The sequence below is a fragment of the Microbacterium neungamense genome, from assembly GCF_024971095.1.
In the GTDB taxonomy this organism is placed as follows: domain Bacteria; phylum Actinomycetota; class Actinomycetes; order Actinomycetales; family Microbacteriaceae; genus Microbacterium; species Microbacterium neungamense.
Genome location: NZ_CP069717.1, coordinates 445,723 through 471,320, shown reverse-complemented (window position 1 = coordinate 471,320; position 25,598 = coordinate 445,723). Strand labels below are relative to the sequence as shown.

Here is a 25,598-nt window from a genome sequence, read left to right as displayed (position 1 = left end):
GCGAAGACGACGCACGAGAACGCTGGACCGCGCGGCCCGCCGGAGTCCTAGGCTGTCCCCATGCACGAATCGCATCGCTATGCGGCGCGGCTGGGGATGACGCGCCGACAGCGACGAACGGCTCATGCAGGGACGGCACCGGATGCCGCTCCGCAGCCGCGATCCCCGCTCTCCTCGCTGTTCGAAACCGCGCCGTCACCGGACCGTGCGCTCGGCGGCGCGCCGTCGCTGCTGGTCATGTGCACGGGCAACGTGTGCCGATCGCCGCTGGCCGCGCTGCTGCTGCGCTCCTCGCTGCGCGACCTGGGCGTGGTCGTGCACAGCGCCGGCACGCACGCACTGGTGGACGAGGCGATGACCCCGGAGGCCCTGCAGCTGGCCCTCGCGAACGGTGCGGATGCCGACGACGCCGCCCGACATCGCGGCCGTCTCGTGCAGGAGCGGATGCTGATCGAGGCCGACCTCACGCTCACGATGACCCGCGAGCACCGGGCCTTCGCGGTGCAGCTGGCGCCGAGCCGCCTGCATCGGGTCTTCCCGGTGCGGGAGTTCGCCCGGCTCGCCGCGACGATGACCGATGACGAGCTGCTCGACGCCGCCGAGGGCGACGGCGACAACACCCGCGCTCGCCTGGGGTCGACCGTGATCGCGATCTCGCACCGCCGCGGGCTGACCGCCGGCGGCACGGACGAGGACGACGTCATCGACCCGTACCGGCGCTCCGCCGAGGTGTACGAGCGGTCGGCGCGCGAGCTCGTGCCCGCGCTCGCGCAGGTGGAGCGGGTGGTCAGGCTCGCCCTGTCCTGAGCACGCCGTCATCCGAACACCACCGTCTTTCACCCGTTTGGGGCGCGTTTTCGCGTTCGGGGCGGGCGTGTACCGCCCCGAACGCGAGAATCCGCCCCAAACCCGGTTGAGAGCCCGGGTTGGACGGGGCGGGACGTTGGGCGGGGCGGGACGTTGGGCGGGGTGGGATGCCGGGCGGTGTGACGTCGGCGGTCAGGAGATCAGCGACAGCTCCCGCAGCCGGCGCAGCACGGCGTCCACGTCGTCGGCGATGTCGCCGGCCTGGACCGCGAAGCTCTCGGCGAGCACCCGCAGCAGCTCGTCGCGGGTGATGCCGTCCGCGTCGGCGATGGTGTGCCAGATCGCCGCGGCCGACCCCTCCAGCGCCGTCGGGGTGGCCGCCGGGTCGGCGAGGTCGAGCACGACGACCCGCTCCGGGCCGCTGGACACCCAGGCGACGTCGCCCCCGATCCGGTGCGCCTCGGCGGTCATCGCTCCCCCACCACGAACCCGGCCTCGGCGAGCTCCTGCATCGCGTGCCGCACCAGCGCGGCCGGGTCGCCCGACGGCGGCGCCCCGTGCGCGGCCACCACGGCCGCGACGATCGCCTCCTCGCCCTCGCCGGCGTGTCGCAGGATCGTGGGGGCGATGCCGTCCATCACGCGCAGCGTCCGCCCCGCGAGCACCACGATCCGGTCGCCGTCGTCGACGGCATCCGCCGATGTCACCTCGCCCTCGGGGCCGAGCACGGGCAGCTGCCGCGCCGTCCCCGCATCGGATGCCGGGCCGGGCGCGAGGATCCGTTCGATCGCGGCCGGCACCTCGGACGCCTCCGCGTACCGCAGCCGCCGGACGCCGCCGGCGCGGGCGCACAGGTCGGCGAGCGCGCTCACCGTCCCCGGCAGCTCGGTGAGGTAGCTGGTCTGCGCGACGAGATCCGGCGCCGCGTCGGCGAACGGCACGTGCTCGACGGTCACTCCGGAGGCGCCGGGATCGCGGTCGAGGACGACGATCGCCGCGAGCCGCAGCGGGACGCCCGGCAGGTCGCGCAGCCCCGCGTCGGCGGGGGCGATCTGGTCCTTCGGCATCCCGTGCCGGATCACGGAGAGCGGCTTCCGGTACGGCAGCACCCGCAGCTCGTCGTCGAAGGCGATGGTCTCGTCCGAGACGTAGCCGAAGTGCCGCGCCAAGTGCCGGCTCAGCGTGGTCTTGCCGCGCCCGGACGGTCCGACGAAGGCGATCACCCGCCCGTCCTCGAGTGCCACGCCCGCGGCGTGCAGCATCAACAGGCGGCCGCGGTTGTGCGCGAGCGCCTCGAGGGTCACGTCGGTGGACAGCTGCTGCAGGAACGCCTCGGGGTCGGACACGGCCGGCACGTCGATGCGGGCGTCCTCCGCCGCATCCTCCTCCGCCGCATCCACGCTCGCCCCGCCCCACGCGTGCGCAGTCCTGGCGACGACGTCGGCCGGGACGTCGTCCCCGAAGACGATGCGGATGCGGGCGCCCAGGGCCCCGACCGTCACCGAGCGCGCGGTCACGGCGCGCTCACGCCGCCGACTCGCTGCGCCGCCGCGGGCCCTCGACCCGTTCGGCCTCCTCGGCCTCCGACCGGTAGTAGTCGCCGTGGTACTGGTAGCCGTAGTACGCAGCCCCGCTGCCGCGGCGCGGCACCCGGTTCAGCACCACGCCGAGCGCCCGGGCGCTGGCGCGCTCCAGGTTGCTGAGCGCCTTGCTGAGCACCTCGAAGGTGGTCCGGCCGACGGTGGCGACGACGATCGCCCCGTCCGCGTGCTGGGTGAGCACCGCGGCATCCGTCACCGGGATCAGCGGCGGAGCGTCGACGATGATGACGGCTTCGCGCGAGACGGCGGCGAGCATGTCGCGCATGCGCGCCGAGCCGAGCACCTCGCTCGGGTTCGGCGGCAGCTTGCCGGCGGCGACGACGACGAGGTTCGGATGCCCGGGCACGCGCTGCGCGATCTCGGCGATCTCGGCGCGGCCGACGAGCACGTCGGACAGGCCCACGTCCTCGACGAGGCCGAAGATGGTGGCGATCATCGGGCGGCGCAGGTCGCCGTCGATGAGTACGACGCGCTCCCCGTTGGCGGCGAGCGTGATGGCGAGGTTCGACGCGGTGGTCGACTTGCCGTCGCCGGGGAGCGGGCTGGTGACGATGATCACGCGCGGCGGGTTGTCGACGTCCATGAACTGGATGTTGGTGCGCAGCTCGCGCATCGCCTCCGCCACGGCGAAGAGGTGGGCATTGCTGCTGCGGGTCGAGGTGGCGCCGTCGCTCGGGATCAGCCGGTTGTCCGCGGTGCAGCTCCTCTCCTCCGGGATGGTGCCGACCACGGCGATGCCGAGCTCCCGCTCGACCGAGTCCACCGAGCGGATGCGGCGATCGAGCGTGTAGCGCAGCATGGCGTACCCGAAGGCGAGGGCCACGCCGATCAGCCCGCCGATCGCGAGCGCGAGCCGGGTGTTCGGCGATGCCGGCGCGCTCGGCAGCAGCGCGGAGTCGATCGGCGCGAGGTACACCGACCCGGGGGTCTCCTCGTCGCCGGTCTCCAGCAGGTTGACCTCCGCGGCCATGCCGCGCACCCACGCCTCGGCGATGTCGCGGGCCTGCTCCGGGCTGGACGCGTGGGCGGTCACCTTCAGCGACACGGTGTCCAGCGGGTTCGTCACGGTCACCTGCGAGACCAGCCGCTCGGGCTGGTGTCCAGTCCGAGCTCCTCGATCACGCGCTCGGCGACGGAGCGCGAGGTGCCCAGGTTCACGAAGGTCTTCACGCGGGAGTTGGCGAGCTGGTTGCCCAGCGTCTTGGCGCCGAGGTCGTCGCCGGATGCCGTGGCCTGCACGATCGCCGTGGTGTCGGCCGCGTAGATCTTGGGCTGCAGCAGCGTCCAGCCGAAGGCGACCGCCAGCGCGCTCACGACGAGGATCAGCATCCCCAGCCAGTGCGCACGGAAGATACGCAGGTAATGGCGCAGATCCATTGAGTCGCTCTCTGTTCCCGGTCGCGGCACCCCAGGCCCCCCGATGCTGCTGAATATCCTCACCAAACTACTACAGTGCGCCTGCGCCCCCGGGCCGTCCGAGTAGGGTGAGACGCGTGAGCGCCGAAGAGTCCGGGAGCGCCGAGGCGCGGCCGCTGCGCGCGCGGATCACCGGGAGCGTGTGGTTCCACCTGGTGCTCGCGTTCGTCACCGCCGGGCTGGCAGACCGTGAGCTGCTGCACCGAGGACGGGCGCATCCTGGTGGACGGCGAGCCGCTGGACGAGCCGTACGTGTTCGAGGACCTGCCGTTCGACGCCGCCGTCCTGAACTGCACCACGCAGCCCGCCTCGAGCCGCTGCTTCGCGGAGGTGGTGGTGCCCGAGGACTCGTACCTCGTGCTGGGCGACCACCGCTCGTCGTCCTCGGATTCCGCCGCCGAATGCCGTCACGACGGCGGCGCGGATGCCGGATGCTGGCGCTGGGCGAAGCGCGACCAGATCGTCGGCCCCGCCGTCGCGATCCTCTGGCCGATCCCCCGCTGGTCGGGCCCCTGATCCCTTCGGACCCTTCGACGCGCTCAGGGTCCGGACGCCCTGCGGATGCTGAGCCTGTCGAAGCGTCCGCACACCCCGCGCACGCTGAGCCCGTCGAAGCGTCCGCACACCCGCGGACGCTGAGCCCGTCGAAGCGTCCGGACCGCCCCTACCGGAAACGCCGGTTCGGGGTTAGACTCCCCACAGTTCCTTCGTCTGGGGACGGAGGGAGTCAGCGCCTTCGTCTGGGGACGGAGGACACATCTGGGGACGGGGATGACGCACCGCCTGTGGGAGGCGGTGAGGGGACCCTGCGACTGCAGGAATTACTGGGGTGCTCGTCCTCTGGGGAGGGAACGTGGCGTTATCTGGGGACCTTGTCCTGCCGGGCCGGCGGGGCAGGACGATTCGGGCTGTCCGCCCGACGACGGAACGGCTCTCGCCGGCATCCGTCCCGCTGTCCGTGCCGACGCCCGCCGGGATCGTCCGCTGGCAGCGCGGCTATGCGCGCCGCCTGATGCTCACCGACACCGTCATCGTCGTGGCGGCCGTGTTCGGCGCGCAGGCGCTGCGCTTCGGTCAGACATCCGCCGATCTGCACATCCCGGGCGTCTCCGGCGACGGGTTCGGCGTGGCGTACACGGTCGTCTCGGCCGTCTTCATCGTGGCGTGGCTGCTCGCCCTGCGCGTGCACGGCACCCGCGACGAGAAGACCATCGGCAGCGGATGGCAGGAGTACCGGCAGGTGGCGGATGCCAGCATCCGCGTGTTCGGCGTGCTCGCCATCGCCGCGTTCCTGCTGCACATCGAGGTCGCCCGCGGCTACCTCCTCCTCGCTCTCCCGGCAGGGGCGGGGATGCTCGTCGCCGGTCGCTGGGCCTGGCGGCAGTGGCTGGGCGCGCAGCGCGCGCAGGGGCGGTGCCTGGCGCGCACGATCGTCGTGGGCGAGCACGGCAAGGCGCAGCACATCGCGCGGGAGCTCCAGCGCGACCGCACCGCGGGCATGGTGATCACCGGTGCGGTGACCGAGTTCGGCACCGGGCGGATGCTGCTGCCCGGCATCCCCGTGATCGGTGATCTGAGCGACGTGGTCGAGAGCCTCGAGCGCGCGGACGCGGATGCCGTCGTCTACGCAGGCTCCGACCTGATCACCCCCGCCAAGCTGCGGCAGTTCGGCTGGGATCTGCAGACCCGCAGCATCGACCTCATCGTCGCCGCGGCGCTCACCGACGTGGCCGGGCCGCGCATCCACGCCCGCCCGGTCGCTGGCCTCTCCCTCATCCACGTGGACTATCCGCAGTTCACCGGCTCGCGCTACGTCACCAAGCGGGCGTTCGACATCGTGGTGTCCGCGCTCGCCCTCCTGGTGCTCGCCCCGGCGATGCTGATGATCGCCGCGATGGTGCGCACCGACGGCGGGCCGGCGCTGTTCCGGCAGTCCCGGGTCGGGCAGGACGGCCGCGTGTTCTCGATGCTGAAGTTCCGCTCCATGGTGGTCGGCGCCGAGGACATGCTGCCGCAGCTGCTGCCGACCTCGGACGGCAACGGGGTGCTGTTCAAGATGCGCGACGACCCGCGGGTCACCCGGCTCGGCCGCATCCTGCGCCGGCTCAGCATCGACGAGCTGCCGCAGCTGCTGAACGTGCTCCGCGGCGAGATGTCGCTGGTCGGACCGCGCCCGCCGCTGATGAGCGAGGTGGAGACGTACGAGGAGTGGGTGGAGCGCCGGCTGCTCGTCAAGCCCGGCATCACCGGCCTGTGGCAGGTCAGCGGCCGCTCCGACCTGTCCTGGGAGGACAGCGTCCGCCTCGACCTGTACTACGTCGAGAACTGGTCCCTCACCAGCGACCTGGTGATCCTCTGGCGCACGGCGCGCGCGGTCCTCAAGCGCCACGGAGCGTACTGAGCGCGCCTGGGGCGTCCGCCCGCTCTCGGGGAGTCCACGGAGTGCTTCCCTACGATGGGGGGCACCCTCCTTCGCAGCTTCCGGTTCTGGGTCCCGGTCGGGATCGTGCTGGTTCTGCTGGCGGTCGCCGTCGTCGGATGCGTGGTCGGCAAGGGCGTCTACGACCGGGCGATGGCGGCGCGCAGCGCACTCGTGCAGGCCGTCCCGCTCGCGTCGACGGCCAAGGAGCAGATCCTCGCGGGCGACTCCGAGGGCGCGAAGGCGACGGCCGCGCAGCTGGCCGAGCTGACCGGTGAGGCGCGCGCGCAGACGGACGACGAGACCTGGAAGAACCTGGAGTGGCTGCCGGTCGTCGGCCCGAACCTGCACGCCGTCCGCACCGCGGCCGCCGTCACGGACGACCTCGCCACCCAGGCACTCGCCCCGGCGACGGCGCTGTCGCTGGAGGCGCTGAAGCCGAAGGACGGCGCGATCGACATCGCGGCGATCACGGCGATGCAGGGCACGGTCGGCCAGGCGGCGGATGCCGTCGCGAAGGCCTCCTCCGACCTCGAGGGCATCGACCGCGAGGGGTTGATCCCGCAGGTCGACTCGGCAGTGACGACGCTGACGGATGCCGTGGACGAGATCGAGCCGATGCTGGCTCCCGCCAAGGAGATCCTCGGCATCCTGCCGACGGCGCTCGGCGCGGAGGCGCCGCGCAACTACCTGATGATCTTCCAGAACAACGCCGAGTCCCGTGGCACGGGCGGCAACCCGGCGGCGCTGGTGCTTCTCACGGTGGACAAGGGCAGGATCAGCATCACGCAGCAGGCCTCCAGTACGGACTTCAAGAACGGGCGCCCCGACCCGGTCATCCCGCTGAACCCCGAGACCGAGGCGCTGTACGGCGACAAGGTCGGGCGTTGGATCTCGGATGCCACGATGACGCCGGACTTCATCGAGAGCGCCGCCCTCGTCCGCGCCTGGTGGGCGGAGGAGTTCGACACGCGCGTGGATGCCGTGGTGTCCTTCGATCCGGTGGCACTCAGCTACCTGCTCGCGGCCACCGGACCGACGGTGGTCCCCGCGGAGCCCGTGGAGTTCCGCGGTGAGATGGTCCGCGTGCTCGACGAGCCGGTCACGATCACGAGCGAGAACGCGGTTCCGCTTCTTCTGAACGAGGCGTACTGGCGCTTCCCGGACGGGCGGCTTCAGGATGCGTTCTTCGCGGCCGCGGCCCGCTCGGTGTTCGACGCGCTGACCCGCGGCGATGCACAGCCGAAGCCCCTGCTCGACGCCCTCCTCCGCGCGGTGGATGAGGACCGCCTCCTCTACGCGCCGGCGACCGAAGCCGAGGCGGCGCTCGTGGCGGAGTCGGCGTTGTCCGGCCGGCTCCCCAGCACCAACGAGGCGTCGACGGTCCTCGGCGTCTATGTCAACGACGACACCCAGAGCAAGCTCGACTACTACATGCAGCTCGACGTGGCGGGCAGCTCCACGCAGTGCACGGCACCGGACAGCCCGACCTTCACGGCGACGGCGACACTGACCAACACCGTCACGCCCGAGCAGGCGCCGGACCTCCCGTATCACATCGCCCCCGCGCGCTACTACCCGAAGGGCGACATCTCGACGCACCTCGTGCTGTACGGCCCGGTCGGCTCCACTCTGACCTCGGTGACGATCGACGGCCAGCCTGTGAGCGTCTCGGGGACGCAGCATCTGGGTCGCGGGGCGGTCAAGGTGCCGATCATCAACAAGCCGGGTCAGACCCACACCGTGGTCGCGCAGTTCAGCGCCCCCGCCGGGGAGTTCGGCCCGCTCGAGGTGCGGCACACGCCGATGGTGCGTCCGGTGCCGGCCACGGTCGAGACGCCCGGCTGCGGCTGACGTGCCTACGCCCCGGCCGGGGACTGCGGCGGCCGCGCCCCGTGCAGGATCTCGTAGATGTCGCCGATGAACGCCTCGATCTCGTCGTATCCGCTCACCGGACCCCCGGCCAGGTAGCCGTCGGCACCGACGAGCACCGCGGCCGGGGTTGCCCAGTCGGCGATCGAGCTGCGGACGTACCCCGGTCGGTCGTGCAGCGTCTGGGGTTCGGTGGTGTCAGCGAGCCGGCTCACGGCGGGGTCGTGCGTGAGCAGGAAGCGCACGCTGACCTCAGGCAGCAGAGCCCGCCACCGCGGCATCGCCTCGATCGCGGGCACGCACGATCCGCACGTCTCGCTGACCGCAAGCAGCAGCAGCGGGCCGCGAGCGGCGAGGTCGCGCAGGTTCACGGTGCGGCCGTCGGCGAGCGTCACCGGCACCGCGGGAGTGCGGGTGCGGATGTAGTCGGCCGGGTCGTCGGCATCCGTCCTCACCCCGGCATCCGCAGACGTCGGCATGATCGGCACGCCCGCCCCGACGCCGGCCGTGGCGGGCTCCCCCACCGACAGCCAGACGGTGAGCGCCGCAGCCGCGAGCGCGGGCATCCACACCCAGGAGGCGCCGAGCGCGACGACCGCCCCGCCGAGCAGCGGCGCCGCCCCGACGACGCCCAGGGCCGCGAGCGCCAGCAGCAGGAACCAGGCGTTCCGCACCACGGTGACGGCGGTGATCGGGCGTCGGCTGCCGAAGCAGCTGCACGACGCCCCGGGGCTCTGCCGGAAGCTGCGCACCACCAGCACGAGATACGCGACGAAGAGCAGCACGGCCGCGGCCGCCGCGAGCACGCCCAGCCACGCACCCGTGCCCAGGAGAAGGGCCGCGAGCAGGATCTCGCCGACCGGATGCAGTCGACGCAGCCATTCGCGGCGGAGGAAGTCGGGCACGCCGAGCTCCGCCCAGCCGGCGAGCGTGTCCGGGGTGCGCAGCTTCGCGATCGCCGCGGCGAGCAGCACGCCCGCCAGGATCAGCGGCGCCGCCATCAGAACCTCACGCACGGGCATCCTCCTCGACGATGAATCCGGCTTCGGCGAGCGCGGCGGTGTAGCGCTGGATCTCCGCCGCGTCCGCCACGACCGCCGCGGCATCCGCCGGCTGTGATCCGACGGCAGCCCGCCAGGCGGTCACTGCCGGCCCGTCCAAGATCACGACGGGTCCCTCGGGAAGCCCGGCGACGTACACCCTCTCCCCCGCGTCGAGCACGCCGACGTCGCGCGCGATCCGGTAGCGCCTCATCCGCGCCTCCCGACCAGCGAGCGGATGCCGGCGCCGAACCGCCGGAGCGTCGCCGTGGCCATCTCGAGGGCGGTCGGATCGCGGCCCAGCTTGTGGGCGAGCATCGACCGGTTGGCCAGAGGCGCCCGCAGAAGGGTCTGCATCGCTTCGAGCGGGTTGCGCGCGGCGAGGACGCGCCCCCACCATTCCGCACCCCGGCTGCCGCCCTCCGCGATCGTCTTCCACAGCAGGTGCTCACGTCGTCCGCGTAAACGGTCCAGCTCCCCCATCGTGACGGCGAAGGGCACCTCCGCGCGCAGTTCCCGGATCAGGGCCTGCCTGCGGGCGCGCTCCTCGGGCGACTGCGCCTGCCAGACGCGTCGCCCTTCCGCCCCCACTGCACGCACGTCGCGCGCGGCATTGAGCATGAGCAGCACCACCTGGACGTCCAGGGAGGGCACCGCGCAGGGCACACCGACGGCGTCGTGCACGCCGTGACCCGCCCACAGCACCTCGAACGCCCGGCGATCGGGCAGGCGGATGCCGGGGAACCGGCGGTGCAGATCGAGGTAGCCCCAGTCCGGGTGATGGTAGGTCTGCGCGTGCCCGAACGGCGAGCCGTCCAGGAAGGTGCTGTACACCCGCCAGCCGTGCCGCACGAGTTCGGCGTGCATCCGCGGGACCGCGACCGGGTCGATGAGCACGTCCACGTCCGACCCTGCGCGGACGTGCGAGCGGATGCTCGGGTCGACGGTGTCGCCCTTGATGTGCAGCAGCCGGATGCCGGAGCGCTCGGCGATCACCTGGACGGAGGCCCGGGCGAACTGCAGGCGCACGCCCAGGGGGATCGCAGACGTCCCCGGTGCTTCCACGAGGTCAGCCTATGCCTTGACGGGCATCCGCCGGCGGGTCGCGATTTCCCGGTAGATCTCCGCGTGGGCGCGGGCGACCGCCGCGTCGTCCAGCAGTCCCGGGGTCCCCGGAGCGGCGGATGCCAGGCGCTCGCGCGCCGCGGCATCCTCGACCAGCTCGCGCAGCACCTCGGCGAGCGCCCGCGGGTCGCGCGGCGCCACCCGCCTCCCGTTCTCCCCGTCGGTCACCCACTCCCGCGGCCCGCCCTCGTCCGCCACCACGGTGACCAATCCTGCCGCGAGGTACTGCAGCACGTTCTGTCCGAGCGGCTCGGCGCGCGTGGAGTACTGCACCCCGACGTCCCAGCGCGCCAAGGCCTCGGGCACGTCGTCGACGTGCCCGAGCAGGCGCACCCGGTCGGCGATGCCCAGTTCGGCCGCGCGCGCGGCGAGCCGCGCGGCGAAATCCTCGTGCTCGAACGGCGCGCCGCCGGCGAACTCGAGTTCGGCGTCCCCGTGCCGACAGGCGACGGCGAACGCCTCGAGCAGCTCGGCCTGCCCCTTCCATGGGTCGATGCGGGCGAGCATCCCGATCCGCAGCGGTCCGGTCCGCGGCGGCCGTGCAGCGGCGCGGGTGAGGCCCGCCGCGCTCGGGATGACGGCGGTGATCGCGTCGTCGCGCAGGAACGGCCGCGCGGTCGACAGCGTGGTGTGCGAATTGGCGATCACGCCGTCCGCCCGCGGCAGCACGAGCCGCGTCATCACCCGGTGGCCGAAGCCGCCCAGGCTCTCCTCGTCCACCATGTCGCGCAGGTGGACCACGAGCGGCGTGCGCGAGCCGAGCAGCGCCACAGCGGCGTACGCGGCGGCCCGCGTGCTGTTCGCCGCGACGACGTCACACGTCCGCACCAGCGGGTTCAGCCGGGTCGCCACCGCCTGCACGACCAGCCGCGCGGCGAGGACCGCGAGCCGCAGCGGTGAACCCGCGCTGCCGCCCGGGCCCTGCGCGACCCCGGCGGTGCGACGCAGCACGGTCGGCGGCAGCGCCGCGAAGGCATCCGCCTCGTCGACCGCCGGCACGAGCACGGCCGGCAGCCAGTCGCCGCCTGCTCGCAGCAGGCGCACCAGCGCGAGCTCCGCGCCCCCGCGCGCCGTCGTGTGATCGAGATGCACGACACGAGGTGCACTCGTCCCCAGATATACCGCTCCCACAGCGTCTCCCCAGACCCGTCGCCGGGGCCTCCCCAGGCCTGTGTCCGGCGACTATGGTTGGTCACAGCATATCTGGGGAGGCCGCGTGCAGGTGCTGCGGATTTCGCACAGCGCCACCGTGTCCGCTTGGCGGGGCCGGGAGCAGGCGCTGCGCGGCGAGGGCGTGGATGTCACGCTCGCCGCAGCCCGGAACTGGCACGCGGGCGGGGTGCCGGTGAGCCTCTCCGCCGCGGCGGACGACCCGGTCACCGGCGTCGCGACCATCGGCCGCCATCCCGCCCTGTTCCTCTACGATCCGCGGCCGCTCTGGCGTCTGCTCGGCGAGCGCTGGGACCTCATCGACGTGCACGAGGAGCCGTTCGCGCTGTGCACCGCCGAGATCCTGCTGCTGCGGGCGCTGCGCCGCAACCGCGCGCCGTACGCGCTCTACACCGCGCAGAACCTGCGCAAGCGCTACCCGTTCCCGTTCGGCCTGCTCGAGCGGCGGGCGCTGCGCGGCGCGGCCGCCGTTTCGGCGTGCAACCGCGAGGCCGCGGCGATCGCGGAGGCGAAGGGCTTCCCGGGCCGGGCGCGCGTGATCCCGCTCGGTGTCGAGCTGCCGGGCACCGTGCCGGAGCGGCGGGCGGATGCCGGCACGATCACCGTCGGGCTGCTGGGCCGCCTGGTGCCGGAGAAGGGCGTGCATATGCTGCTGGACGCTCTCGCACGGGATGAGCGGCTGCATGCCCGCATCGCGGGGGCGGGTCCGCTTGCGGAGACGCTGCAGACGGATGCCGCGGCGCGCGCGGTCGCCGACCGCGTGAGCTTCCTCGGCGCGATCCCGCCGGACGAAGTCGCGGAGTTCTACCGCGGGATCGACGTGCTCGCGGTGCCGTCGATCCCGACGGCGCGGTGGACGGAGCAGTTCGGCCGCGTCGCGGTCGAGGCGATGGCGCACGCAGTGCCGGTCGTGTCGAGCGATGCGGGGGCGCTGCCGGACGTCGTCGGCGATGCGGGCATCGTCGTGCCGCACGGCGACGCGGCGGCGCTGGCGGATGCCCTGGTGAGGGCGCACGAGCGCCGCGAGGAGCTGCGGGACGCCGGCCTCCGGCGCGCCCGGGAGTGCTCCTGGCCGGCGGTCGCCCGGCAGTACCTGGCCATGTACCGCACCGCTCTCGCCAACCGGACGGACGCTGAGCACACGGACGCTGAGCACACGGACGCTGAGCCCGCGGACGCTGAGCACACGGACGCTGAGCCCGCGGACGCTGAGCCCGCGGACGCTGAGCCCGTCGAAGCGTCCCCCCGCACACCCGGCCCTTCGACACGCTCAGGGTCCGGCGGTTCGACAGGCTCAGGGCCCGTGGAGGTCGTCGTCGTCGCGTACGGCGCCCCAGAGCTCGTCGAGCGCGCCCTCGCCCCGGTGGTCGCCCTGCCGGTCACCGTCGTGGACAACTCCTCGATGCCGGAGATCGCAGCCCTCTGCCAGCGCCTCGGCGTGCGCTATCTCGACCCGGGTGCGAACCTGGGCTTCGGCGCCGCGGTGAACCGCGCCCTCGCCGACCGGCTCGCGCCCGGCGCCGACGTGCTGCTGCTCAACCCGGACGCCCGCATCGACCCGGCCGGCATCTCCGCCCTGCACCGGGCGCTGCACGCGGAACCGCGCCTCGCCAGCGTCGGCCCGGCACAGGTCGACGAGCGGGGACGCGAAGCGCGCGTGGAATGGGTGTTCCCGTCCCCCGGCCGCGCCTGGCTGGAGGCCCTCGGCCTCGCCCGGCTGAACCGCGGGCCGCGCTATGTGATCGGCTCGGTGCTGCTGCTGCGCGCGGAGGCGGTCGCCCAGGTCGGCGGGTTCGACGAACGCTTCTTCCTGTACGCCGAGGAGGCCGACTGGGCCTACCGCGCCCACCTGCTGGGCTGGCAGCATCGGGCCGTCCCCGCCGTGCGCGCCGTGCACACCGGCGCGGGCACCAGCACCGACCCGCGACGCCGTGAGGCGCACTTCCACGCCGGCCAGGAGCGCTACTACCGCAAGCACTTCGGCGCGACGGGCTGGGCTGCCGCCCGGGCCGCGCAGTGGATCGGGGCGACCGCACGCGGCTGCGTCCTCCGCGGTGATCGCGCACGCGACGCCCGACGCCGCGCGGCCCTCTACCGCCTCGGCCCGATGCGGGTCGAGCAGCAGTGGGCGCGGAGCCGCTGATGCACATCGTCCAGATCGTCTCCCGCATCGGGCCGGGCACCGGCATCGGCGGCGTGGCGTGGAACCTGGAGCGGGAGTTCCTCGCCCAGGGCCACACCGTGGAGCGGTTCTCCGCCGTCGACGCGCTCGGCCCCGCGCGCAGGGCGCGAACGAGGTTCCGCCACCTTCTGCGCACCGCGTGGAGGGAGGTTCTGCTCACGGTCGTCGGCACCAAGCGGGCCCGCCGCTTCCTCGCCGACCGCCCGGATGCCGTCGCGCTGAGCCACAACGCCGTGATCGCCGGCGCCGTCTACGTGGATCACGGCATCCCCCTCGCCGCCGTCCTCGCACGCGGATCCGGCGTGCTGCGGGTCCTGCGCAATCCCACCCTCTGGTTCGGGTGGCTTCGCGACAGCATCCGGTTCCGGCTGCCGACGCATCGCGCGATCGTCGTCCCCTCGCAGCAGGAGTCGTCGACGCTGCGCCGCGTGTACGGGCGGGTCCGGCCCGAGATCCGGGTGATCCCGAACGGCGTCGATCTCGACGCCTTCCGCCCTCCGGATGGCGACGAGCGGGCCCGGGCACGCGCGGCGCTGGGCCTGGAGCAGCATCACCGCGTGGCGCTGTTCATCGGTCACGAGCTGCGCTGGAAGGGGGTGCCGCTGCTCATCGACGCGCTCGGGCGGGCACCGGATGTGCTGCTCCTCGTCGTGGGCGGCGACGGCACGACGATCGCGATGATGCGGAGCCGTGCGGAACGGCAGGGCGTGGCGGAGCGCGTGCACTTCGCCGGGCCGACGCCCCACGTCCTGCCGCTCTATCACGCGGCCGACATGTTCGTGCTGCCCAGCGGGTACGAGTCCTTCTCGCTCGTCATCGCCGAGGCGCTCGCCTGCGGCCTGCCGGTCATCGCGACCGCCGTCGGCTGCGCGCCGGATCTCATCTCCGAGGGCGTCTCCGGCTACATCGTGACGCGCGACCCGGCCGAGATCGCGGATCGGATGCAGCGCGTGGCCGGCACGCAGGTGGACGCCTGGCGCACCGCATGCCGGGAGTCCGTGACGTCCCTGGCCTGGCCGGTCGTCGCCGCGCGCTATCTCGACCTCCTGGCGGAGCAGCCGGGAACGGCGCGCTGATGCGTATCGTCCACCTGGTCTGCTCCTCGAACTACGCGGGGGTGGAACGCTACGTGCAGCGCCTGGCCCTGGCCCAGGCCGGCGACGGGCACGACGTCACCGTCCTGGGCGGCTCACCCGCCGGGATGGAGCCTCCGCTGCGCTCGGCGGGGGTCCGGTGGGCGCCGGCCGAGCGGGCGGCGCCGGCGGCGCGGATGCTCAGCCGGCTCCGCCACGTGGATGTCGTGAACTCGCACATGACCGCGGCGGATGTGGCAGCGGCCGTCTCCGGCATCCGCACCCGCGTGCCGGTCGTCTCGACACGGCACTTCGCGCAGCCGCGCGGCCGGATCGGCCCGGTCCGGATCGACACGCTGCTCCACGGTCGCATCGCCGCCGAGATCGCCATCGGCCAGGCGGTCGCCGCCACCATCCGGCGCCCGAGCACGGTCGTGCACACCGGCGTCGAGGATGCTCCGGCCGCCGCTCCCGGCGACAGCCGCACGATCCTGATGGCTCAGCGCCTGCAGCCCGAGAAGCACTCCTGGCTCGGGGTGCTCGCGTTCGCGGCATCCGGGCTGGCGGAGCAGGGGTGGCGGCTGCGCATCGCCGGCGACGGGCCGGAGCGCCCCCAGCTGGACGCGCTGCGGCGCGACCTGGATGTGGCGGACGCCGTCGAACTGCTCGGCTTCCGCCCGGACGTGGGAGAGCTGCTCGCCTCCTCCGCCGTGCTGCTGGCCACGTGCCCCCGGGAGGGCCTCGGGCTGACCGTCCTCGAGGCGATGTCCCGCGCCGTGCCCGTGGTCGCCGCCGCGGCAGCCGGTCACCTCGACCTGCTGGACGGCGCCGACCCGCTCCTGCTGTTCCGCCCCGACGACGAGGCGCAGGCCGCGGCCCGGCTGCGCGCCCTGGCCGATGACCCCTCGGCTCGCACGGATCTGGGCCGGGAGCTGCAGCGACGACAGCGGCAGCGCTTCACCGTCGCCGCCCAGGCCGCGGAGACCGAAGCCGTGTACCGGGAGGCGGTGGCGCGATGGCGGACCTGATCGTGATGTCCCTGGAGCGCTGGGACGATGTCTGGCGGCGCAACCAGTACCTCGTCGCGGGCCTGCTCGACACCGACCCCGACCTGCGCGTGCTCTTCGTCGAACCCGCCGACGATCCGGTGCACGCGCTGCGCTCGCGGAAGCGCCCGGAGTTCGGTCAGCGGCTCCGCCGCAGCCGCGATCGACTGTGGACGTTCCGTCCGGTCAAGGCGCTCCCGCGACGACTGGACCCGCGCGCCGACGAACGCCTGGCGCGATCGGTGATCCGCACCGCGCGGACGCTGGGCATGCGGCACCCCGCCCTGTGGATCAACGACCCCGGGGCGGTCGCCGTGGCGCGGATCACCGGCTGGCCGACGCTGTACGACATGACGGACGACTGGCTCGCGGCCGACCGTCCGGCGGCGGAGCGTGCCCGGATCGCCTCCGCCGAGGAATGGCTGCTGGCGCATGCGCGCACGGTGGTCGCCTGCTCGCCCGAGCTGGTCCGGCGCAAGCGGGCGGGGCGCGCCGACATCCGGCTGGTGCGCAACGCCGTCGACGCGACGCGGTACACGACCCCGCTCCCCCGCCCCGCCGACCTGCCCGACGAGCCGGTCGCCGTGTACGTGGGGACGCTGCATCGTGACCGGCTGGACGTCGACCTCTGCATCCGCACCGCGGAGAGGCTGCGGCGACGCGCTCGGCTGGTGCTCGTCGGTCCCGACCTGCTGCCCGAGCGCGACGCTCAGGCGCTCACGGACGCGGGCGTGCTCCTGCTCGGCGGGCGCCCGCACGAGACGGTGCCCGCCTATCTGCAGCACGCCGACGTGCTGGTGGTGCCGCACGTCGTGTCGGAGTTCACCGATAGCCTCGACCCGATCAAGCTGTACGAGTATCAGGCGGTGGGACGGCCCGTCGTCTCGACTCCGGTGGCAGGGTTCCGCGACGCGGCAGGGGTCACCGTCGCGTCAGGCGCGGCGTTCGCGGATGCCGTCGCGCACGGCGTACCCAGCGCGACGGCCTTCCCCGCGGGGGCGAACCCGGATGCCGCGGACTGGTCGGCTCGGGTGATCGAGTTCCGTGCGGCGCTGCCGCTGTCGTGACGGTCGGATCAGCCTTTCGGCGGGCAGTTCGTCCCGAACATCTGCTTGCAGGGGTTCGTGCTGTTGAAGCTGAACGGGATGTCGTAGATCCAACCGTTCTCAGCCGGGTTGTCGACGTTCTCCCAGTAGGCGTCGACCAGTCCGCTGCCGGAGGTCTGCTGGCTGGTGCGGTTGTTGTCGAGGCCGATGCCCACCCGCTCCGTCCCGTTGGCGCTGACCACGACGACGTCGTTGAACAGCGTCCAGGTGCCCGTGATCCCTGCCGTCATGCGCAGGTTCGAGAAGGTGACCCGGATGGCGTAGGTGTGCGTGTTGCCGATGTCGAAACCGACGACGTAGCCCTTGTTCCAGGCCTGACAGTTCTTGCCCGAGCCGGGCGACTTGCACGCCCCCGCGTTCGAGATCGTGATGGTGCCGGAGCTGGCGTAGGCCGGCACCGGTGCGGCGACGGCGATCGCCGGCACGGCCCATGCCATCGCCTTCGTGACGGTCCTGCGGGTGACGCCCGTGTTCTGGCTCTCGCCGATGTCGACCATGATTGAACCCCCAAAGTTCACGTCTGTCCACCAGCTCGCTCTCCCACAGAGCTCTTATGGACTGGTGTGACCCGGCCAATGCTAGCGTATGAGCACCCCGAGCGATTGACCGGGTTGAGCCCGGGGGGAGGGGCCGATGTCACGCGAGAGAACGGGTCGCATCCCGGGCCTCCGCCGCCTGCTCGAGACGACCGGCGCGGCGCCGGGCCGCTGGATCGCGACGACCGTGCTCGTGTCCCTCCTGCTGGCCGGCCTCGACATGCTCGGCGTGTTCGCGATGCTGCCGCTCATGCAGCTGATCACCGACGGCGGCGTGCGGGGGCCGTTCCTGGAATGGGTCGCCGGACTCGTCGGCTCCCGCGATGTCGCCACCGTGCTGCCCGTGGTCGCCGCCATGGTCGTGCTGACGTTCCTGGTGAAGAGCATCGGCGCCCTCGCCTTCCGCTGGTGGCTGCTCGGCCGCACCACCCGGGTCTCCGCGCTGGCGGCCGCCGAGCTCATGCGACGGTACGTGCTCGCCCCGTACGGCGCACATCGCAAGCGCAGCGCGAGCGAGATCTACCGCAACGTGAACGACGCGACGGGGCAGGCCTCCAGCGTGCTGCTGGCGGTCATCGGCATCTGCACGGACGTGGTGACGATGGCGGGGATCATCGTCGTCCTCGCCTGGAGCTCGCCCCTGGCCACCCTGTTCGCCGCCATCCTGTTCGGCGTGATCGTCTTCGGCGTCCAGCGCCTGCTGCGGCGGCGCCAGATCGGGCTCGGCGAGTTCACCGCGACCGCATCCCTGAAGGCGTGGCAGGCGCTGATGCCGGGCATCGAGGGCTTCCGCGAGACGCGCCTGACCGGCAGCGCCGAGCTCTTCGTGAACCGGTTCCGGGCGGCGAAGCTGGAGGCCGCGCACGCGCAGCGTCTGATGGCGATCCTGAGCGACATCCCGCGGTACATGCTCGAGATCGCGTTCATCCTCGCCATCGCCGGGATCGCCGCGATCCTCGCGCTCACCGGCGAACGCGACCAGATCCTCGTCGTCCTCGGCGTGTTCGCGGCGGCATCCGTGCGCCTGCTGCCGACGCTGAACCGCATCACCGCGAACGTCGCGACGATGCGCGCCGGCAACGCGGGGCTGCGGATCATGGTGGAGGCGCTCGATCAGCTCGAGGCCGAGGGGCAGCACAACCACGCCCCGGCGCCGGGCCGCCTGCCGATGGGCGACATCACGGTCAGCGACGTGTCCTTCCGGTTCCCCGACTCGAGCGAGGATGTGCTGCGCGGGGTCACCCTGACGATCCCGCGCAACCGGACCACCGCCTTCGTCGGGGCGAGCGGCGCCGGAAAGAGCACCCTGCTCGACCTCCTTCTCGGGCTCCTGTCGCCGACGAGCGGCGAGATCCGGTGCGGCTCCACCCCGATCGCGACCGACCTCGCCGGCTGGCACGCGGGCATCGGCGTCGTGCCCCAGGAGGTCTTCCTCTCGAACACCACGCTCATCGAGAACATCGCGTTCGGGCGCCGCAGGGAGGAGATCGATCGCGAGCGGGTCGAGGACGTGGTGCGGATGTCGCTGCTCGAGGAGCTGGTGGGCGAACTGCCCGAAGGGCTGGACACGGTCGTGGGCGACCGCGGGGTGCGGCTCTCCGGCGGTCAGCGCCAGCGGGTGGGCCTCGCGCGAGCGCTCTACCGGCAGCCGAACGTGCTCGTGCTGGACGAGGCGACCTCGGCCCTCGACAACGCGACGGAGTACGAGATCGCGCAGACCCTGCAGCGGCTGCAGGGTTCGATGACGATCATCGTCGTCGCCCATCGGCTCTCGACCGTGCGGCACGTCGACCAGCTCGTCTTCCTGCATCGCGGACAGGTGGCCGCCACGGGGACGTTCGACGAGGTGCGCGCCGCCGACGCCGAGTTCGCCCGGCTGGTCGAGCTCGGATCGCTGGATTGACAGCCGCGGCCTGAGGCTATGCTTTCGCTCGTGCCGACCACGCCCGCCCTGGCCACTCGCGTCGTGCGCCACCTCGCCTGGCGCGCCCGCCGGATGCGCATCGCGATGGTCGATCTGCTGCGCCGCGGCGACCGGACGGTGATCCTGACGCCCCCGGCCGGGCTGCGGTTCGGGAACTGGCTGTACCTCTGGCTCGACGCCCATCAGGAGACGGCGCTGGGCAGGCCCACCTTCGTGCGCGAAGTCCCCGGCATGGCGGAGTGGTTCGACGTGTTCCCCCGGCTGCGGGAGCTGACCGTCTCGGAGCCGGAGATGCGCTTCCACGACCGGCGGGTGTGGGAGCCGAAGGGGTTCCGCCAGCGCTTCGGCATCGACTACTCCCGCGAGGCGCTGCACGCCTTCGCGCGCGACGTGCTCGCGCCGAGCATCCCGCCGGGGCCGCCGGATCGGCTCGTGATCAACGTGCGCCGCGGCGACTACTACTCCACCGCGCAGAAGCGCGAGGCGTACGGCTTCGACCAGGTCGGATACGTCCGCGCCGCCCTCGCGCTCCTCGACGACGTCGACGACGTGCTCGTCGTCTCGGACGACGACGTGTGGTGCCGCGAGAACGTGGACGCCGTGATCCGCGATCGCACCTCCCGCGTCGAGTACGCGCGCCCGGACCCGGCCGCGAACTTCCTCGCCGTGGCCGGCGCGCGCCGCATCATCGGCATGAACTCGACCTTCACGTACTGGGCGGCGTACGTCGCGGATGCCACGCACGACGCCACCGAGATCATCATGCCGAGGTTCCACGCGCGCCTGGGCGGCAGCTCGGCCGCGGATCAGCTCGACCCGTCGTGGACCGCCCTGGACGGGTTCGCCTGACCCGACCGAACCCGCTGCCGCGCGCGGCGGGCCCGTGCGAACACCGCGCGCACCGAGTCCAGGGGCACGTGCCGGATGCCCCACCAGGAGATCCGCAGGGCGTAGCCGCGCTCACGGCGCCGGGTCGCGCTGAGGAACTCGCCGAGGTTCTCCGCCGCGGCGTACCGCCGGAACGCGCGGCGATGGCGGCGCAGCAGGGCCGCCAGGCGCGGGTCCTCGGCGGTGGCCAGCAGGTCGGTCAGGACGCGGCGGTTCGCCTCCCGCCCGGCGAGGCCGCGCTGGGTGACGTTGCCCCGATGACGGCGGTAGCCGACCAGCTGCCGGTCCACGCACGCGAACTCACCGATCTGCAGGAGGCGCTGGATGAGGTCGTTGTCCTCCGCGGGCTCCATCGCCGTGCGGCATCCGCCCACCCGGCGGTACGCGTCGCGACGGATCAGCAGCGTGGTGATCCGCGGCGGCACCGCGTCGTACGCGATCATCCGCTCCGCTGTCGCCTGCGGCGCTCCCCAGCCGTCGCCGAACCGCACCCCGTCGGCATCCATGTACCAGCCGCCGGTGCACGAGGCGATCGCCTCCGGCATCGCGTCGAGCGCCCGCTGCTGGGCCGCGATCCGCTCCGGATGCCAGACGTCGTCGTCGTCCAGGTAGGCGATCCACTCCCCCTCTGCGTGCTCGGCGCCGTTGTTGCGCGCGACCGACAGCCCGGAGGCCTCCTGCCGCAGGTACCGCAGGCCGAGCCGGGCGGCGGTGTGCGCGAGACCGGGCGCGGGTGAGCCGTCGTCGACGAGAAGGATCTCGTGCACGGGCGAGGTCTGCGCGCGCACGGATGCGACCGCCTCCTCGAGGTAGGCGCCGCCGCGGTTGGTCGGGATGATCACGGTCACCGAACGGTCCATCCTGCCCCGCACCTCCCCAGGCCGATCCTGCGGCGAGCCTACAGCTGATATGTGACTGATCCCTGTCAAGTGGCAGGGGAAAGAGCACCCGGAGTGATCGAGCTCCGGGTGCTCTTTCGTTGGGCCGGCGGCGTCGCGTTCGAGGGTGACGAGCGTGTCGTTGGCGACGCGCGGTCAGACTGATATGCGCGGGTTGGTTACCGCAGGACGTGCTTTTCGGCTGGAGCGGGACCGCTTGTCTAGAGTCGAGCGTCGCCTGTCGGGGGCTGCTCATAGCTGTATCGCGGGTCGCTCCTCGCGGTGCCGTCATCGTCGTCCACGGCCGCCGCCGACCGGTCGGGTCGGCTGTCAGTCGGGCATGACGGCCAAGGACCAGCACCAGCCTGCGAGTTCGCGGGCGACGGCGACGTTCGCGATCACGGGACGCTTCTTGCGGGTGGTGAACTGTTGCCACTTTCGATGCAGCCGATGGTTGCCGGCGTCCCCGCGAGCGACGGCGATGCTGGGGGCTTGGGCCCATCGGGTCTGCATGACCGCGCCCGGACGATACGGTTTGCGGTGATGCCAGGCCGCTTCGACGAGCAGCCGGCGGGCGTGGGTGTTGCCGGTCTTGGTGATCGAGCCCTGCACCCGAGACTGCCCGGAGGAGTACTCGGACGGCACCAGTCCGAGGAACGCGCCGATCGTTGAGCCGGTGAATCTGTCCCAGTCGCCGATCTCGACCGCCAACGCGAACGCGGTCAGCGTGGATATCCCGCGCAAGCAACCCAGTCGTCGCACCACGCCCGAATACTCGCTGCTGGCCGCCATCTGCTCGATCAGCCTGTCCAAGCGATCCTTGCGCGCTCCGACCTGCTGGACGGCCTCGTAGTCCGCGTCGAACGCCGCCTGCAGACCGGGGTGCTCGAACCGGTGTCGACGCAACCATGCGTCGTGCGCGCCCGTCCACGCTTTGCCGTCGTAGATGATCCCGTGACGCAGCAACAGCTTCGAGAGCCGGTGTCGAGCAGCCATCAGCTCGCCGCGGTTGTCCTCACGGGCGCGGACCAGATCTCGCGCGGTCTCTTGCTCGATCGAGGGCACGCGGACCGCGACGATCTCGTCCAACCGCAGCAGCCGCGCCAGATGCAACGCGTCCCGCGCGTCCGTCTTGACCCGGTCACCGGTCGGTCGTTGCAGCTTCGACGGCGCCGCGACCAGGCATGTGATCCCGGCCGCCTCGAACAGCCGCGCCAACGCGAACCCGTCGGACCGGCCTCGTAGGTCACCGTCGTCGGCTGCGGCAAGGAGCGCACCCAGGCCACAACGCCGGCAGGGTCGTACCCGAATCGTCGCCGGATCACCTCACCAGTCCGCTCATCGATCGCGGCTGCGAACACGCTCCGCGCGTGCACATCCAGCCCGACGCTCGTACGCTGAGAAATCAACTGGGGCCTCCATTCGCCTGTCGGATAGGCCAGCCCCCACAGGCTGGCAACCCACGCTTACGCGAATCGAGGCCCCAGCCTCAAGAGGACCGAAGGCTCATATCGTCTAGGCTGAGCCTCATGTCGGCCCCGTGTGCTCTCAGCGTCTGCGTCGTCACCTACGAGCGGCCGGCCTTCCTGGTGCGCTGCCTGGCGTCGCTGGCCGCCGCCCTCGGCGACGGCCACGAGGTGATCGTCGTCGACGCCTCGGCCCACCACGACGGCGCTGCGGCCGAGGCGGCGTTCCCGGGGGCGACCTATCTGCACCGGCCCGGGCTCGCAGGATGGATGACCCGCTCCCGCAACGAGGCGCTGCTGCACGCCCGGGGGGACGTGATCGCCTTCCTCGACGACGACGTCGTCGTCGCGCCCGGCTGGGCCACCGCGCTGCTGGCGGCCTATGCGACCACGCCCAGGCCGGATGCCGTCGCCGGCCGCACCCGCAACCTGCTGCCCGGCGAGGAGCGGTACGACGCCCCGATCGGGCGGCTCCGGGACGACGGCACGCTGACCGCCGGGTTCGCGGCCCTCTCCGACGGCATCGTCGAGGTCGACCACGGCATCGGGGCGAACATGTCGTTCCGCCGCGAGATGCTGGCCCGGCTCGGCGGGTTCCGCGACGACTACCCGGGCACCGCGATGCGGGAGGACACCGACATGTTCCTGCGGGTCAAGCGCGCAGGCGGGCGGACCGTGTTCGTCCCGGACGCCGTCGTCGATCACCTCCCCGCCCCGCACGTGAAGGGCCGCCGCTTCGACACGCGCTACAAGCTGTACGGCCGCCGCAACCACATGGTCATGCTCGCCCGGCACGACGGTCTGCGCTCCCCTCTGCTGCGCCGCTGGATCGGCGCCGAGCTGCGCGCGATCGGCGACGCCGGGGGCGTCGTGCGCCGCCTGCAGAGGCTGGGAGTCACGCTCCTCGGCATCGCGTGGGGAGCGGGCGCCGCGATCCGGCAGGCGCGGTTCGGTCCTCTCCCGCCGGAGCGGAGCGGGCGGGAGGCCGACCGCATCCGTGCCGCGCTCGGCGGCGGCTCCGCGCCCTCTCGCTGACCCCGCGCAGCGGTTCGCGCACCCCTTGCCGGCCGGTGCGCTGGACATAGACTGTGCCCGGGGAGGAGCATCGATGACCGGAACGCTGGGGTTCGTCATCCCGGTCTATCAGACCGACGGCGCCTACATCGACGAGTGCCTCGCCTCGGTCCGGTCGCAGAGCGTGGCCTGCCCGATCGTCGTGGTCGACGACGGGTCGACGGATGCGGGGACGCTCGCCGCCCTGAAGCGGTGGGCGGAGCGCGGCGTGCGGGTGATCCGGCATCCCGAGAACCGCGGTGTCAGCGCGGCGATGAACACCGGCATCGAGGCGCTCGAGACCGAGTACGTGATGCCGGTCGGCAGCGACGACCGCATCCTGCCCGGCCTGGCTGCCGAGGTCGTCCGGGTGCTCGACTCCGACCCCGGGATCGGGGTCGTCTCGATCGACCTGCGCTTCTTCGGACGTCTGGAGGCGGTCCAGCGGCTGCCGGAGGTCGACGGCGTCGTCGACCTCCTGTTCGGCAACGTCATCCCCGGGGCATCCGCCTTCCGCAAGGAGGACTGGGCCGCTCTCGGGGGATTCGACACCGACATACCCTTCGGGGAGGACTGGGAGTTCTGGGTGCGCCTGCTCGCCGCCGGCCGGCGGGCCGCAGTCGTGCACCAGCCGCTCTACGAGTACCGCCGCCACCGGGGGCAGGTCACCGCACGCACCTCCCCCGAGGACAGGATCGCGCGCGATCTCGATGTGGTGCGCCGGAACGCCGGCATCTGGGGCGCGCACGTCGAGGAGATCATGGCGAGGTACTGGCGGGTCCGGGCGGAGCGCGACCAGCACGCCGCCCGGCTCGATGTGCTGGAACGCCGCTTCGGCGGGCTGAACCGGCTGCTCGGTCGCGCGGCGCGGATGCTGCGACGGCTGCGGCCCGGCCGGCGATCATGAGCACCCCGCGGCTGAGCATCGCCACGATCGCCACGCCGACGCCGATGGGCGCGCAGGCGTACGAGCGTCGGATCATCGCCCACGCCGCGGACGCTCTCCGCGAGACGTCCACGGCGTCCTGGCGGGTGCGGGAGCTCGTGGTCCGATCGCTGCGCTCCCCTCTGCCCGGTACACGGCGCCTGCCGATGCGTGTCGTCGCCCGCGCCCCGGTCGCCGTGCGCCGCGAGATCGGGCGGATGCTGTTCGCCGGCGACGCCGTCTCGCACCGGATGGGGCTCGAGCTGCCACCCTCGCCGCACGCCGACGTGGTGACGCTGCACGACGTCGTGGCGTGGCGGTTCTCCGACGAGTCCACGCCGGTGCCCGCCGCCGTCGAGGAGCTCCGTCGGGCCGCCGCCGTCATCTGCGTCTCGGAGTTCAGCGCCCGCGAGGCCGTGGAGGTGATCGGCATCCGGCATCCGCATGTCGTGCACAACGGCGTCGATGCGCGCTACTTCGATGCGGCTCCGCTCGACGACGACGCGCTGGCGCGACTGGGCGTGCGGCGGCCGTACGTCCTGCACGCGGGCGGCGCCGCCGAGCGGAAGAACCTCGGCGCGCTCGCGGAGGCGTGGCCGCGCGTGCACCGGGAGCGCCCCGAGCACACCCTGGTGCTGGCCGGGCCGCCGCACCCGCGCCGCACCGCGCTCTTCGAGGGCATGCCAGGGGCCGTCCTGCTCGGCCGCGTGCCGGACGACCTGATGCCAGGGCTGGTCGCCGCGGCGAGCGCGGTCGTGGTGCCCTCCCTGTATGAGGGATTCGGCCTGCCCGTGCTCGAGGCGATGGCGGCGAACGTCCCGGCGGTCGTGGCGAACACGAGCAGCCTCCCCGAGGTGGCATCGGGTCACGCCGTCATGGTCGAGCCGGATGCCGCATCGATCGCGGCCGGCCTGATCGACGCCACCGCGGACCGCGCATCGCTGGCGGGGATGCTGCGGGATGCCAGGGAGCACGCGGGCGCCTTCACGTGGGAGCGCAGCGCCCTCGCCCACGCCCGCATCTGGGACTCCGTCTGAGCACGAACCCGCGACCGGCCCGACGAGCCCGCCG

At 72.7% G+C, this 25,598-nt stretch carries 23 protein-coding genes and 1 pseudogene; 13 read left to right on the top strand and 11 right to left on the bottom strand.

The genetic code is table 11. From position 1 onward, the window contains the following. Positions 1-60: 60 nt before the first annotated feature. The gene (locus tag JSY13_RS02280) at positions 61-807 is read left to right on the top strand and encodes an arsenate reductase/protein-tyrosine-phosphatase family protein (protein WP_272653580.1); all 747 of its coding nucleotides are present in this window, start codon (positions 61-63) and stop codon (positions 805-807) included. A gap of 192 nt (positions 808-999) precedes the next feature. On the opposite strand, the gene JSY13_RS02275 is transcribed toward JSY13_RS02280, so the two are convergent. The 4 genes from JSY13_RS02275 to JSY13_RS02260 are packed head-to-tail and all read right to left on the bottom strand — an operon-like array spanning position 1,000 to position 3,785. Next, complete coding sequence (locus tag JSY13_RS02275; RefSeq protein WP_259607391.1) at positions 1,000-1,278, bottom strand: PqqD family protein; 279 nt, start codon at positions 1,276-1,278, stop codon at positions 1,000-1,002. Continuing rightward, positions 1,275-2,324 carry a hypothetical protein gene (locus tag JSY13_RS02270; RefSeq protein ID WP_259607390.1) on the bottom strand — a complete coding sequence of 350 codons (1,050 nt, stop codon included), beginning with the start codon at positions 2,322-2,324 and terminating at the stop codon, positions 1,275-1,277. Before JSY13_RS02270 ends, JSY13_RS02275 begins: the two co-directional genes overlap by 4 nt. 7 nt (positions 2,325-2,331) lie before the next feature. Beyond that, positions 2,332-3,474, bottom strand: coding sequence for a tyrosine-protein kinase domain-containing protein (locus JSY13_RS02265; protein WP_259607389.1), 1,143 nt, complete (start codon positions 3,472-3,474; stop codon positions 2,332-2,334). A gap of 2 nt (positions 3,475-3,476) precedes the next feature. Continuing rightward, complete coding sequence (locus JSY13_RS02260; RefSeq protein WP_259607388.1) at positions 3,477-3,785, bottom strand: YveK family protein; 309 nt, start codon at positions 3,783-3,785, stop codon at positions 3,477-3,479. A gap of 228 nt (positions 3,786-4,013) precedes the next feature. On the opposite strand from JSY13_RS02260, the gene JSY13_RS02255 reads away from it, so the two are divergent. The 3 genes from JSY13_RS02255 to JSY13_RS02245 all read left to right on the top strand — a co-directional run bounded on the left by JSY13_RS02255 (position 4,014) and on the right by JSY13_RS02245 (position 8,097). Continuing rightward, positions 4,014-4,340: a S26 family signal peptidase gene (locus JSY13_RS02255; RefSeq protein ID WP_259607387.1), complete on the top strand. Its 327-nt coding sequence runs from the start codon at positions 4,014-4,016 to the stop codon at positions 4,338-4,340. Positions 4,341-4,782: 442 nt separating this feature from the next. After that, complete coding sequence (locus JSY13_RS02250; RefSeq protein ID WP_259607386.1) at positions 4,783-6,225, top strand: sugar transferase; 1,443 nt, start codon at positions 4,783-4,785, stop codon at positions 6,223-6,225. Between the two features lie 54 nt (positions 6,226-6,279). Beyond that, entirely contained in the window at positions 6,280-8,097 is a 1,818-nt protein-coding gene (locus JSY13_RS02245; protein WP_259607385.1) for a DUF4012 domain-containing protein, read from the top strand. Positions 8,098-8,102: 5 nt separating this feature from the next. Here the strand turns inward: JSY13_RS02245 and JSY13_RS02240 are convergent, their stop codons facing one another. The 4 genes from JSY13_RS02240 to JSY13_RS02225 are packed head-to-tail and all read right to left on the bottom strand — an operon-like array spanning position 8,103 to position 11,372. Beyond that, a complete protein-coding gene (locus JSY13_RS02240; RefSeq protein ID WP_259607384.1) occupies positions 8,103-9,131 on the bottom strand; it encodes a MauE/DoxX family redox-associated membrane protein in 1,029 nt (342 codons plus the stop codon). Then, the gene (locus tag JSY13_RS02235; protein WP_259607383.1) at positions 9,124-9,369 is read right to left on the bottom strand and encodes a hypothetical protein; all 246 of its coding nucleotides are present in this window, start codon (positions 9,367-9,369) and stop codon (positions 9,124-9,126) included. The genes JSY13_RS02240 and JSY13_RS02235 overlap by 8 nt, the downstream gene beginning before the upstream one ends. Beyond that, positions 9,366-10,220 (bottom strand): nucleotidyltransferase family protein, encoded by an 855-nt coding sequence (locus JSY13_RS02230; RefSeq protein WP_259607382.1) that lies wholly within the window; start codon positions 10,218-10,220, stop codon positions 9,366-9,368. Before JSY13_RS02230 ends, JSY13_RS02235 begins: the two co-directional genes overlap by 4 nt. 9 nt (positions 10,221-10,229) lie before the next feature. After that, entirely contained in the window at positions 10,230-11,372 is a 1,143-nt protein-coding gene (locus JSY13_RS02225; protein ID WP_259607381.1) for a glycosyltransferase family 4 protein, read from the bottom strand. Between the two features lie 157 nt (positions 11,373-11,529). On the opposite strand from JSY13_RS02225, the gene JSY13_RS02220 reads away from it, so the two are divergent. Genes JSY13_RS02220 through JSY13_RS02205 form a run of 4 tightly spaced genes read left to right on the top strand, consistent with a single transcriptional unit; the run spans position 11,530 to position 16,818 of the window. Continuing rightward, positions 11,530-13,593 carry a glycosyltransferase gene (locus JSY13_RS02220; protein WP_259607380.1) on the top strand — a complete coding sequence of 688 codons (2,064 nt, stop codon included), beginning with the start codon at positions 11,530-11,532 and terminating at the stop codon, positions 13,591-13,593. Beyond that, positions 13,593-14,708 carry a glycosyltransferase family 4 protein gene (locus tag JSY13_RS02215; protein ID WP_259607379.1) on the top strand — a complete coding sequence of 372 codons (1,116 nt, stop codon included), beginning with the start codon at positions 13,593-13,595 and terminating at the stop codon, positions 14,706-14,708. Before JSY13_RS02220 ends, JSY13_RS02215 begins: the two co-directional genes overlap by 1 nt. Next, entirely contained in the window at positions 14,708-15,733 is a 1,026-nt protein-coding gene (locus tag JSY13_RS02210) for a glycosyltransferase family 4 protein (protein WP_259607378.1), read from the top strand. The genes JSY13_RS02215 and JSY13_RS02210 overlap by 1 nt, the downstream gene beginning before the upstream one ends. Then, entirely contained in the window at positions 15,721-16,818 is a 1,098-nt protein-coding gene (locus tag JSY13_RS02205; protein ID WP_259607377.1) for a glycosyltransferase, read from the top strand. The genes JSY13_RS02210 and JSY13_RS02205 overlap by 13 nt, the downstream gene beginning before the upstream one ends. Before the next feature lie 8 nt (positions 16,819-16,826). On the opposite strand, the gene JSY13_RS02200 is transcribed toward JSY13_RS02205, so the two are convergent. Continuing rightward, entirely contained in the window at positions 16,827-17,354 is a 528-nt protein-coding gene (locus JSY13_RS02200; RefSeq protein ID WP_259607376.1) for a hypothetical protein, read from the bottom strand. A 136-nt stretch (positions 17,355-17,490) separates the two neighbouring features. Here JSY13_RS02200 and JSY13_RS02195 point away from each other — a divergent pair, with 136 nt between their 5' ends. Continuing rightward, positions 17,491-19,296, top strand: a complete 1,806-nt coding sequence (locus JSY13_RS02195) for an ABC transporter ATP-binding protein (protein ID WP_259607375.1) — start codon at positions 17,491-17,493, stop codon at positions 19,294-19,296. Positions 19,297-19,326: 30 nt separating this feature from the next. After that, positions 19,327-20,166: an alpha-1,2-fucosyltransferase gene (locus JSY13_RS02190; RefSeq protein WP_259607374.1), complete on the top strand. Its 840-nt coding sequence runs from the start codon at positions 19,327-19,329 to the stop codon at positions 20,164-20,166. Here the strand turns inward: JSY13_RS02190 and JSY13_RS02185 are convergent. Next, positions 20,124-21,065 carry a glycosyltransferase family 2 protein gene (locus JSY13_RS02185; RefSeq protein ID WP_259607373.1) on the bottom strand — a complete coding sequence of 314 codons (942 nt, stop codon included), beginning with the start codon at positions 21,063-21,065 and terminating at the stop codon, positions 20,124-20,126. The genes JSY13_RS02190 and JSY13_RS02185 overlap by 43 nt on opposite strands. Positions 21,066-21,413: 348 nt before the next feature. Continuing rightward, positions 21,414-22,489 (bottom strand): annotated as a pseudogene (locus tag JSY13_RS02180) (IS110 family RNA-guided transposase). A 123-nt stretch (positions 22,490-22,612) separates the two neighbouring features. On the opposite strand from JSY13_RS02180, the gene JSY13_RS02175 reads away from it, so the two are divergent. The 3 genes from JSY13_RS02175 to JSY13_RS02165 all read left to right on the top strand — a co-directional run bounded on the left by JSY13_RS02175 (position 22,613) and on the right by JSY13_RS02165 (position 25,564). After that, positions 22,613-23,584, top strand: a complete 972-nt coding sequence (locus tag JSY13_RS02175; protein WP_259607371.1) for a glycosyltransferase family 2 protein — start codon at positions 22,613-22,615, stop codon at positions 23,582-23,584. Positions 23,585-23,657: 73 nt separating this feature from the next. Next, the gene (locus JSY13_RS02170) at positions 23,658-24,509 is read left to right on the top strand and encodes a glycosyltransferase (RefSeq protein WP_259607370.1); all 852 of its coding nucleotides are present in this window, start codon (positions 23,658-23,660) and stop codon (positions 24,507-24,509) included. Further along, positions 24,506-25,564: a glycosyltransferase family 4 protein gene (locus JSY13_RS02165; protein WP_259607369.1), complete on the top strand. Its 1,059-nt coding sequence runs from the start codon at positions 24,506-24,508 to the stop codon at positions 25,562-25,564. The genes JSY13_RS02170 and JSY13_RS02165 overlap by 4 nt, the downstream gene beginning before the upstream one ends. The last annotated feature ends 34 nt before the right edge of the window (positions 25,565-25,598 follow it).

Bases quoted from the DNA above. Each gene is read 5' to 3' on its own strand.
- JSY13_RS02275 (WP_259607391.1), bottom strand. From the start codon at position 1,278: ATGACCGCCGAGGCGCACCGGATCGGGGGCGACGTCGCCTGGGTGTCC.
- JSY13_RS02280 (WP_272653580.1), top strand. From the start codon at position 61: ATGCACGAATCGCATCGCTATGCGGCGCGGCTGGGGATGACGCGCCGA.
- JSY13_RS02165 (WP_259607369.1), top strand. From the start codon at position 24,506: ATGAGCACCCCGCGGCTGAGCATCGCCACGATCGCCACGCCGACGCCG.
- JSY13_RS02200 (WP_259607376.1), bottom strand. From the start codon at position 17,354: ATGGTCGACATCGGCGAGAGCCAGAACACGGGCGTCACCCGCAGGACC.
- JSY13_RS02195 (WP_259607375.1), top strand. From the start codon at position 17,491: ATGTCACGCGAGAGAACGGGTCGCATCCCGGGCCTCCGCCGCCTGCTC.
- JSY13_RS02205 (WP_259607377.1), top strand. From the start codon at position 15,721: ATGGCGGACCTGATCGTGATGTCCCTGGAGCGCTGGGACGATGTCTGG.
- JSY13_RS02175 (WP_259607371.1), top strand. From the start codon at position 22,613: ATGTCGGCCCCGTGTGCTCTCAGCGTCTGCGTCGTCACCTACGAGCGG.
- JSY13_RS02215 (WP_259607379.1), top strand. From the start codon at position 13,593: ATGCACATCGTCCAGATCGTCTCCCGCATCGGGCCGGGCACCGGCATC.
- JSY13_RS02185 (WP_259607373.1), bottom strand. From the start codon at position 21,065: ATGGACCGTTCGGTGACCGTGATCATCCCGACCAACCGCGGCGGCGCC.
- JSY13_RS02235 (WP_259607383.1), bottom strand. From the start codon at position 9,369: ATGAGGCGCTACCGGATCGCGCGCGACGTCGGCGTGCTCGACGCGGGG.
- JSY13_RS02260 (WP_259607388.1), bottom strand. From the start codon at position 3,785: ATGGATCTGCGCCATTACCTGCGTATCTTCCGTGCGCACTGGCTGGGG.
- JSY13_RS02170 (WP_259607370.1), top strand. From the start codon at position 23,658: ATGACCGGAACGCTGGGGTTCGTCATCCCGGTCTATCAGACCGACGGC.
- JSY13_RS02210 (WP_259607378.1), top strand. From the start codon at position 14,708: ATGCGTATCGTCCACCTGGTCTGCTCCTCGAACTACGCGGGGGTGGAA.
- JSY13_RS02245 (WP_259607385.1), top strand. From the start codon at position 6,280: ATGGGGGGCACCCTCCTTCGCAGCTTCCGGTTCTGGGTCCCGGTCGGG.